General features: G+C 73.2%; 2 protein-coding genes and 1 pseudogene. All 3 read right to left on the bottom strand.

Going from position 1 to position 2832, the window contains the following annotated elements; genetic code table 11:
* Window positions 1-47 precede the first annotated feature (47 nt).
* Window positions 48-1460, bottom strand: a complete 1413-nt coding sequence (locus B7767_RS28090; RefSeq protein WP_085574617.1) for a Cys-Gln thioester bond-forming surface protein — start codon at window positions 1458-1460, stop codon at window positions 48-50.
* Between the two features lie 281 nt (window positions 1461-1741).
* The gene (locus B7767_RS28085; RefSeq protein ID WP_085574616.1) at window positions 1742-2221 is read right to left on the bottom strand and encodes a single-stranded DNA-binding protein; all 480 of its coding nucleotides are present in this window, start codon (window positions 2219-2221) and stop codon (window positions 1742-1744) included.
* Between the two features lie 226 nt (window positions 2222-2447).
* Window positions 2448-2832 (bottom strand): annotated as a pseudogene (locus B7767_RS28080) (ATP-binding protein); the annotation flags it as partial.

Below are 2832 nucleotides of genomic sequence, written 5' to 3'. Positions count from 1 at the left end.
GCCCCCGGCCCGCCACTGCCCCGGGGCCACCGGACGGGAAGGGTGCCTCAGTCGCCGGAGGGCGTGTTCCTGCGGCGGGTGATGACCAGGCCCGCTCCGCCGAGGACGACCAGGGCGATCGCGGTACCGGCTATCCACGGGGTGGCGCCGGAGGAGCCGGTCTCGGCGAGGTTGGTGTCGGTGGGGGTGTCGCTCAGGGGGGTGGGGCTCGGGCCCGTGAGGGTGTGGGTGGTGGTGCCGATCTCGGCGGCTCGGGTGAGGCAGTCGAGCATGCCGGTGAAGCGCTGCTCGAAGCCGTTCGGGCCCGTGACCGTGAAGTCGTAGGGCCGGTCCTCGCTCAGCGGGACCGTCACCGTGCGGGACTCGCCGCCCGCGACGGTGTGCTCCGCGCCCGCCACTTCGAAGGTGAACGGCTCGTCGTCCTGGTTGGCGACGGTGACGTCCACCCCGCCCTCGGCGCAGTTCTCGCGGGCGGACAGCGCGGGTATCGCGCCCTTGAGCGCCCAGGTGGCGCTCGCCGTCGCCGAGACCGTCGACTCGCTGGAGCCGGCCAGGATCTGCGTCTGGCTCCTGCTCTCGGAGACGAAGGCACGGCCGACCGGCACCGTCGTCGAGGCCTGCGCGGTCAGCTCGACGGTGTCCGCCGCCGCGTCCTCGGGCACCTCGAAGAAGACCTGGCCGCCGTCGGTGGCGGTGGTGACGGGCTCGCCGTCCTTGTCCACGATCCGCACCCCGGTCGTGGTGGCGTCCGCCGGCGGGGAGAGGGTCACGCTGCGCGCGTCGGTGCGCACCGTCACCGGGCCGATCCGCTCACCCGGGCGGCCGGAGACCGCCGGCGGGTCCAGGGCCAGCGACGCCTTCGGCTCCCCCTGGTCGCGGGCGTTCTCCTGCAGGTAGTCGGCGAGTTGCTCGGCCTGGGGGTCGACGGCGTCCACGGAGACGTCGTCGGAGTACCGCCAGATGGCCACCTGCGTGCCGGCCGCCGCGTCCTGCTCGGTGAGCCGGCCGCGTACGCCGGCCTTCTTCGCGAGTGCCGCGAGGTCGTTGACCTGCGGGTAGGAGTTCCGCAGGATCCAGCGGATCTTGCCGGCGTCCTTGTTGACGCCCAGTGAGGTACCGCTCCAGGCGGTCTCGTGGTACTTGGCGTCCTTCTGCGTGGGCGTCTGGACGTCGACGCAGTACGTCTGCAGCATTCCGCCGCCCTCGACGGACATCTCGAACAGTCCCGCCGACACCTGCTGGTCCCCGGCGGCGCCGCGTATCACGGCCGCGCCGTAGGTCTTGAGCCCGCCTATGGTCGCGGCCGCCCCGCCGTGGTCCGGTGCCGTCCCCTCGTCGGCGGCCGCCGTCCCGGCGCCGGCCAGTACGGCCGTGGCGACGAGTCCGGACACCAGCGCCCCTGCGGCGAGGCGGGCCGACCCGCGTCCACGCGCGGGCCCCGCGGAGAACGAAGCAAACACCGAAATCCTTCCCGGGCGGGACCCGTTGACGTGGGGGGTTGATGGTCCCACCAGCAGAATCACCGGCCCCGCGGGTGCCGGGAGCCATGCCCGGCATCCTAAGGAGGCGGCGATGCGCGCTTGTCGATGATCGCGTCGGAGGAGTGATCCGACTCGGAATCGTTATCGCGGAAGCCGTTGCGAGCAGGGCTTATCGACAAATCCACCTGGGATGTTCCGGTACGCATCCGTCGATAAGCCTCGGTTCGGTCAGCGTCGGTGCCGAGGCCGAATCGCTGACCTCATGTCACCGCCGCCGGTTCCGGCTGCCGTTGGGGCGCGGCTCCGTCCGCGGTCGCCGAATTCTCCGGTCCGTTTTCCCAGTCGGGTTCGGGGCGCTCCGGCACGGAGGCCTGCTCCGGCCGCTGGGCTCGCCGGAAGGCGGCCGTGCCCCGGGCGAGGTCGTGGCCGATCGACACCGCGTCGATGTCCGCCGACATCCACCCCTGCTGTCCTTCGCGCGTCTCCGTACGCACCTTCAGCCGGCCCTGCACGATCACCGGTTCGCCCACCGACAGCGACGCCGCCGCGTTGGTGGCGAGCTGCCGGTTGGCCCACACCGTGAAGAAGTTGGTGTGTCCGTCCGCCCAGGAGCTCTTCTCCCGGTCCCAGTACCGGGACGTGACCGCGATCCGGAACCTGGCCGCGGGGCCGGACGCCGTCTCCCGGTACGCCGGCCGCGTCGCCACGTTGCCCACCACGCACACCATCGTCTCGTTCATCGTGTTTCCCTCCCTCGCCCGGCCCCGCCGGCCGCGCAGGGCGGCACCGGCGCCGGGCTGATACGCGTACGGGCCCGTCCCGTACGGCTGCCGTCCGGCAGGGCGACCGCGAACCGTCCCGCGATCGCCGCGAAGCCAGACTGCCTCCGTCGGGCCGGGCCCGCCGAGCGCTGTGGGCAACCGCCGGCCTGTGGACATCTCCGCCACTCGAAGGAGGCGTTCCGCCTCAGCCCCGGCCGGCCCCCGCGCCCGATCCCACGACCCGCCCGTACTGCTCCCGTACCTCCTGGTACCGCAGCAGCTCCGACGCCACCGGATCCAGGACGCGGGCCCGGCCGCACCCCGAGGCCGCCTCCCGTAGCCGTCTCTCCGCCTCCTGCCCGTACCGCCGGGCGGGCCCCCGGGCCGCCATGCGGCAGCTCCACTCGACGAGCGGGCCGCCGACGATGCCGATCGCCATCAGCAGCACCGGCACCCCCAGGTTCGGCGCCATGACCCCGATGATCTGCGCCAGCAGCCACAGCCCGCCGATGAACTGGAGGACCGTCATCGACACCTGGACGAGCACGGCCAGGGGCCACCACCCGGGCCGCGGCGGCCTCCCCGGCGGC

Source organism: Streptomyces sp. 13-12-16 (genome assembly GCF_002114215.1).
GTDB lineage: Bacteria > Actinomycetota > Actinomycetes > Streptomycetales > Streptomycetaceae > Streptomyces.
The sequence above is the reverse complement of the archived record's forward strand: the minus strand, read 5'-3'. Positions and strand labels throughout refer to the sequence as shown.